At 55.3% G+C, this 7,145-nt stretch carries 5 protein-coding genes; all 5 read right to left on the bottom strand.

The genetic code is table 11. From position 1 onward, the window contains the following. Positions 1 to 75: 75 nt before the first annotated feature. Positions 76 to 819 carry an SDR family oxidoreductase gene (locus FDW95_RS04400; protein ID WP_115257537.1) on the bottom strand — a complete coding sequence of 248 codons (744 nt, stop codon included), beginning with the start codon at positions 817 to 819 and terminating at the stop codon, positions 76 to 78. 78 nt (positions 820 to 897) lie between these two features. After that, positions 898 to 3,771 (bottom strand): aminomethyl-transferring glycine dehydrogenase, encoded by a 2,874-nt coding sequence (gene gcvP / locus FDW95_RS04395; protein ID WP_096755792.1) that lies wholly within the window; start codon positions 3,769 to 3,771, stop codon positions 898 to 900. Positions 3,772 to 3,898: 127 nt separating this feature from the next. Further along, positions 3,899 to 4,288, bottom strand: coding sequence for a glycine cleavage system protein GcvH (gene gcvH / locus FDW95_RS04390; RefSeq protein WP_045447282.1), 390 nt, complete (start codon positions 4,286 to 4,288; stop codon positions 3,899 to 3,901). Between the two features lie 24 nt (positions 4,289 to 4,312). Beyond that, positions 4,313 to 5,407 (bottom strand): glycine cleavage system aminomethyltransferase GcvT, encoded by a 1,095-nt coding sequence (gene gcvT / locus FDW95_RS04385; protein WP_115257536.1) that lies wholly within the window; start codon positions 5,405 to 5,407, stop codon positions 4,313 to 4,315. 451 nt (positions 5,408 to 5,858) lie between these two features. After that, a complete protein-coding gene (gene ubiI / locus FDW95_RS04380; protein WP_096755789.1) occupies positions 5,859 to 7,061 on the bottom strand; it encodes an FAD-dependent 2-octaprenylphenol hydroxylase in 1,203 nt (400 codons plus the stop codon). Positions 7,062 to 7,145 lie beyond the last annotated feature (84 nt).

Below are 7,145 nucleotides of genomic sequence, written 5' to 3'. Positions count from 1 at the left end.
CGTAAACGCCTTATCCGGCCTACACATTAATTTCCCGTAGGCCGATAAGCGATGCGCCATCCGGCAATCAACGCGCTACTTCCCACCCGCCAGCTCCAGAAAACTGCCCGTTACGTAAGACGCCTTCTCACTCAGCAGCCAGGTGATAGCCTGCGCCACTTCTTCCGGTTGTCCGCCACGCTGCATCGGTAACATCGACTTTACGCGATCAACCCGTCCGGGCTCCCCACCAGACGCATGCATGTCGGTGTAGATTAGGCCAGGACGCACGCCGTTCACACGGATACCCTGCGCCGCCACCTCCAGCGCTAACCCCGTCGTCAACGTATCTACCGCCCCTTTCGACGCTGCATAGTCGATATATTCAAATGGAGCGCCCAGCCTTGATGCTGCTGACGAGACGTTAACAATCGCCCCGCCCTTACCGCCATGCTTCAACGACATCCGCTTAACCGCTTCCCGACAACACAGGAAATAACCGGTAACGTTGGTTGCCATTACGCGGTTGATGCGTTCGGCAGTAAAGTTTTCTACCGTGCTCTGCTCGAACAAAATCCCGGCATTGTTCACCAGCGCAGCCAGTGGTTCACCTTCTCGGTCGATCGCCTCAAACATTGCCACAACCTGGCTTTCATCGCTGATATCCGCCCGCAGGGCAAATGCTTTGCCGCCTGCTGACGCAATGTGATTCACCACCTCGGTTGCCGCACGAATATTGTGATGGAAGTTAACCGCAACGGTGTAACCCTCTTCTGCCAGCTGTAGCGCAGTTGTGCGCCCAATACCGCGACTTCCGCCAGTAACAAGTGCGATTCCCATGGATACCTCCAGATATGAAAAAGCCGGGAGGCGGCTTCGCCTTACCCGGCCTATACACTGCTTTACTACGCGGAAAAGTTACTGATATTCGCTCATCGGCACGCAGGAGCAGAACAGATTACGGTCACCGTAAACGTCATCAAGACGTTTCACCGTTGGCCAGTATTTATTTGCCACGCCAGCCGGGAACACCGCAATTTCACGGCTGTAACCGTGATTCCACTCCGCCACCAGCTCGTTCTGGGTGTGCGGCGCGTTAACCAGCGGGTTATCTTCCAGTGGCCACTCGCCTGCTTTCACACGATCGATCTCTGTGCGGATTGCCAGCATCGCATCAATAAAGCGATCTAATTCCACTTTACCTTCAGATTCCGTCGGCTCCACCATCAGCGTACCCGCTACCGGGAACGACATGGTTGGCGCATGGAAACCGTAGTCGATCAGGCGCTTGGCAATGTCCAGCTCGCTGATGCCGGTCTCTTCTTTCAGTGGACGAATGTCGAGAATACACTCGTGCGCCACACGGCCATCGCGACCAGTATACAGCACCGGGTAGGCATCTTTCAGACGGCTGGCAATGTAGTTGGCATTCAGAATTGCCACCTGGCTTGCCTGCTTCAGACCTTCTGCGCCCATCATGCGGATGTACATCCAGCTGATTGGCAGAATGGAGGCGCTACCGAACGGTGCGGCAGATACCGCGCCCTGACGGGTGAGCATGCCTTCAATCTGTACCACACTGTGACCCGGCACAAACGGTGCGAGGTGCGATTTAACGCCGATCGGCCCCATACCCGGGCCGCCGCCGCCGTGCGGAATGCAGAAGGTTTTATGCAGGTTGAGGTGTGAAACATCCGCGCCGATAAAGCCTGGCGTGGTTATACCGACCTGAGCGTTCATGTTCGCGCCATCGAGGTAAACCTGGCCACCAAACTGATGCACGACTTCGCATACTTCACGGATCGTTTCTTCGTACACGCCGTGGGTGGATGGATAGGTCACCATAATGCAGGACAGGTTTTCACCCGCCTGCGCCGCTTTTTCGCGCAGATCGCCAAGATCGATGTTGCCGTTTTTATCACAGGCCACCACGACCACCTGCATTCCCGCCATCTGGGCGGAAGCTGGGTTAGTACCGTGAGCAGAGGCCGGTATCAGGCAGATATCGCGATGACCTTCGTTACGGCTTTCGTGATAGTGACGAATCGCCAGCAGGCCCGCATATTCACCCTGTGCGCCGGAGTTCGGCTGCATGCAGACGGCGTCATAACCGGTCAGTTTTACCAGCCACTCAGAAAGCTGACCAATCATCTGCTGATACCCTTCCGCCTGCTCTGGTGGGCAGAACGGGTGCAGTTCAGCAAATTCAGGCCAGGTGATAGGGATCATCTCGGCGGCCGCGTTCAGCTTCATGGTGCAGGAACCCAGTGGGATCATTGCCTGATTCAGCGCCAGATCTTTACGTTCCAGCGAGTGCATGTAGCGCATCATCTCGGTTTCGCTGTGGTAGCGATTGAACACCGGATGACTCAGGATCGCATCATCACGCAGCATGCTGTCCTGAATAGAACGGCTGTCGAGCGCCACGTCTTTATCCAGCGTATCGATGTTCAGGCCGTGGCTGTCGCCCAGCAGAACATTAAACAACTGCACCACATTTTCACGGGTGGTGGTTTCGTCGAGCGTAATGCCTACCGCGTTATGAATATCGCTGCGCAGGTTGATTTCTGCCGCTTCGGCACGCGCCAGCACGGCCGCTTTATCAGCGACTTCGACACACAGGGTGTCAAAGTAGTGCGCATGACGCAGCTTCAACCCTTTCTGTTGCAGACCCGCGGCCAGAATATCGGTCAGGCGGTGGATGCGGTTCGCAATGCGCTTCAGTCCGACTGGACCGTGGTAAACGGCATACAGGCTGGCGATGTTTGCCAGCAGTACCTGCGAGGTACAAATATTGGAGTTCGCTTTCTCACGGCGGATATGCTGCTCGCGAGTCTGCATCGCCATGCGCAGAGCGGTATTACCTGCGGCATCTTTGGAGACGCCGATAATACGGCCTGGCATGGAGCGTTTGAATTCGTCTTTGGCAGCAAAGAATGCCGCGTGCGGGCCGCCGTAACCCATCGGTACGCCAAAGCGCTGAGCGGAGCCGAAAACAATGTCCGCGCCCTGTTTGCCCGGCGCAGTCAGCAGAACCAGCGCCATAAAATCGGCCGCTACGCTGACCACCACTTTACGCGCTTTCAGTTCAGCAATCAGCGCGCTGTAGTCGTGAACTTCACCGGTAGTGCCCACTTGTTGCAGCAGCACCCCGAAGACATCTTGGTGATCCAGCGCTTTTGCTGCGTCGTCAACGATGACATCAAAGCCGAAGGTTTCCGCACGGGTACGGACAACATCCAGCGTTTGCGGATGAACATCAGACGCCACAAAGAAGCGGTTGGCGTTTTTCAGTTTACTGACGCGTTTTGCCATCGCCATGGCTTCGGCAGCCGCAGTGGCTTCATCCAGCAGTGAAGCGGAAGCCATATCCAGACCGGTCAGATCCAACGTCACCTGCTGGAAGTTAAGCAGTGCTTCCAGACGGCCCTGGGAGACTTCTGGTTGATACGGCGTATATGCGGTGTACCAACCCGGGTTTTCCAGCATATTACGCAGGATAACCGGCGGTAACTGCACGGCGGTATAACCCATGCCAATGTAGGACGTGAAGCGCTTGTTACGCCCGGCGATGGCTTTTAACTCTGCCAGCGCAGCGTATTCGGTCGCCGCCTCGCCCACCTGTGGCGGGGTTGCGAGCTGAATGTCTTTCGGCACAATCTGGCCGATCAGCGCGTTTAACGACTCGGCGCCAACCGCATTCAGCATTTCTTGCTGCTGCGCGGCGTCCGGTCCGATATGGCGTTCAATGAAAGCGCCGCTGTTTTCAAGCTGGCTTAACGTCTGTGTCATGGGCGATGGTTCCTGAAACGTGCAGTGAATCGTGATTGTCTCTAACTCAATTGCCCGGTGGCGCTGACGCTTACCGGGCCTACATAAAACCGTAGGCCGGATAAACGCAGTGCCATCCGGCACAATCTTATTCGTCTTCCAGTAATGCCTCGTACGCAGTGGCATCCAGCAGTGATTCGATCTCGCTTTCGTCGCTGGCTTTGATCTTGAAGATCCAGCCGCCGGTATACGGCTCGCTGTTCACCAGTTCCGGGGAGTCGCTGAGCGCGTCATTCACCGCCACAATCTCACCGCCCACTGGCGCATAGATATCGGAAGCCGCTTTTACGGATTCCGCAACCGCGCAGTCGTCGCCCGCGCTAACAGTGGCACCCACTTCTGGCAGGTCAACGAACACCATGTCACCCAGCAGTTCCTGAGCATGTTCGGTGATCCCTACGGTGTAAGAGCCGTCTGCTTCTTTGCGCAGCCATTCGTGTTCTTTACTGTATTTCAGTTCTGCTGGTACGTTGCTCATCAATCAATCTCCAAAAAGGATGAATCACGCGACGGCTTTGCCGTTACGCACAAAAACAGGTTTAGTCACTTTTACCGGCATTTCACGGTTACGGATCTGCACGATTGCCGTCTCGCCAATACCCGCAGGTACGCGCGCCAGTGCAATGCTGTAGCCCAGCGTCGGAGAGAACGTACCACTGGTGATAATGCCTTCATGCGCATTGCCCGCCGCATCGGTGAAACGCACCGGCAGTTCATTACGCAGTACGCCTTTCTCGGTCATTACCAGGCCAACCAGCTGCTGGTGACCTTTTTCACGCTGCATTTCCAGCGCTTCGCGACCAATGAAGTCGCGGTCAGCCGGTTCCCACGCGATGGTCCAGCCCATGTTGGCGGCCAGCGGAGAAATACCCTCGTCCATTTCCTGGCTGTACAGGTTCATACCTGCTTCCAGACGCAGCGTATCGCGCGCGCCCAGACCACATGGCTGTACGCCTGCGTCGACCAGCGCACGCCAGAAATCCGCGGCTTTTTCATTAGGCAGGGCGATTTCATAGCCCGCTTCGCCGGTATAGCCAGTGGTGGCGATAAACAAATCACCCGCCTGCACGCCAAAGAACGGCTTCATGCCTTCTACCGCATGGCGCTGTTCTTCAGTAAACAGCGTGGCTGCTTTAGCCTGAGCATTCGGTCCCTGCACCGCAATCATCGACAAGTCATCACGAACGGTGATGTCGATAGCGTAAGGTTCAGCGTGTTGGGTTATCCAGGAGAGGTCTTTTTCGCGGGTGGCGGAGTTAACAACGAGGCGGAAGAAATCTTCAGTGAAGTAGTAGACGATCAGGTCATCAATCACACCGCCCGACGCATTGAGCATACCGGAGTAAAGGGCTTTACCGGTTTTCGTTAGCTTCGCGACGTCGTTTGCCAGCAGATAACGCAAGAACTCCCGGGTGCGACTGCCGCGCAGGTCGACGATGGTCATGTGCGACACATCAAACATACCGGCATCGGTGCGAACAGCGTGGTGCTCGTCGAGCTGAGAACCGTAATGCAGAGGCATCATCCAGCCATGGAAATCAACCATGCGCGCGCCGCATAGCGTGTGTTGTTCGTACAAAGGAGTCTGTTGAGCCATCTTTTCCTCGTTGAATAAGCGGGGCTATCAACTCTTTCGCGGTGAAATTTTCGCCACGAAACCCAGCACCGCAGCCGCTCCGGGGGCTGCGACGCAAACGTTCTCTTTGTCTTGAACTTACCACTGAAACAGACGCTAAACCATAAGGCAAAATTAACCATCACATTAGCTTATGGCTAAAAATAGCCACATCACCGGCAGAATAAAAAACCAGTTAACCGCCATAAAATCAGAGCAAAAGATAGATAAAACGAAACAAATCGTCATCAATCCATATTAAATGTGGAAAAAATGTCAAAAATGGCGTTATGAGAAAATAGTAATATTAAAAAAACTAATGCGAAAAGAAGCGTGAAATTAGATTATTTCAAATGAGAGAAGCATCCCGGCGCGCAGGCCGGGAGAGGAAAGTGTGACGGGTCTCAAACTCTTAAAATTGTCCTGACGGACGTTAGCGCAACCACTCAGGAAGATCGTTTAATCCCATCGCCTGACGGATGAGTTGTGGTTTTACGCCTGGCAGGGTATCGGCCAGTTTCAGACCAATATCACGCAGCAGTTTCTTCGCTGGGTTCGCGCCAGCAAACAGTTCACGGAACCCCTGCATACCGGCCAGCATCACCGCTGCACTGTGCTTACGGCTACGCTCGTAGCGACGCAGATAGAGGTACTGACCGATGTCTTTCCCCTGGCGTTGCAGACGTTTTAGCTCATCAATCAGCTCCGCAGCATCCATAAAACCGAGGTTAACCCCCTGTCCTGCCAGCGGATGGATGGTATGTGCCGCATCACCGACCAGCGCCAGGCGGTGCGCGGCAAACTGGCGAGCATAGCGCCCCGTTAGCGGAAACACCTGACGTTCACTCTCAACGCGACATAGTCCCAGCCGATTATCAAAGGCGATATTCAGCGCCTGATTAAACGCGTCAACACTTGCCAGTTGCATGCGCTCTGCTTCCTGCGGCGAGAGTGACCAGACGATAGAGCACAAATGCGGATCGCTGAGCGGTAAGAACGCCAGAATGCCTTCGCCATGGAACGCCTGGCGGGCAACTGCACCGTGCGCGTCCTCGGTACGAATGGTTGCCACCAGCGCATGATGGCGATAATCCCAGAAGGTCAGCGGGATATCCGCTTTGTTACGCAACCAGGAGTTTGCGCCGTCCGCGCCAATGACCAGGCGCGCAGTCAGCATCGAGCCATCCTTCAGGGTCAGAAAAGCTTCGTTCTCCCCCCAGGCCACTTGCTGAAGTTCTGCCGGAGCCATTAGCGTAATATCCGCCGACTGCTGCGCCTTTTGCCACAGCGCGTAGTGGACCACCGAATTTTCAACGATATGTCCTAAATGGCTATAGCCCATGCTTTGGTCATCAAATTCGATGCGCCCAAAGCTGTCTTTGTCCCAGACTTCCATCCCGTGGTAACAGCATGCCCGACGGGCGACAATGTCTGACCATACGCCAAGACGGGTCAGTAGTTTTTCGCTGGCGGCGTTAATGGCCGACACGCGAAGCTGAGGAGGTGCATCCGCCGCCAGAGGCTGCGGAACATGTTGTTCTAATACGGCAACGCGTAACCCGCTGCCCTGCAAGCCGCAGGCAACCGCCAGTCCCACCATGCCGCCACCAACAATTGCTACATCAACACTTTGCACTGTTTGCTCCTGAAAACGGGACTATCAAATACCGTAGGCCGGATCAGGCGAAGCCGCCATCCGGCATGATTGCCATTGCATTTT

The organism is Citrobacter sp. wls718, from assembly GCF_005280945.1.
GTDB classification, from domain to species: Bacteria; Pseudomonadota; Gammaproteobacteria; order Enterobacterales; family Enterobacteriaceae; genus Citrobacter; species Citrobacter gillenii.
The sequence above is the reverse complement of the archived record's forward strand: the minus strand, read 5'-3'. Positions and strand labels throughout refer to the sequence as shown.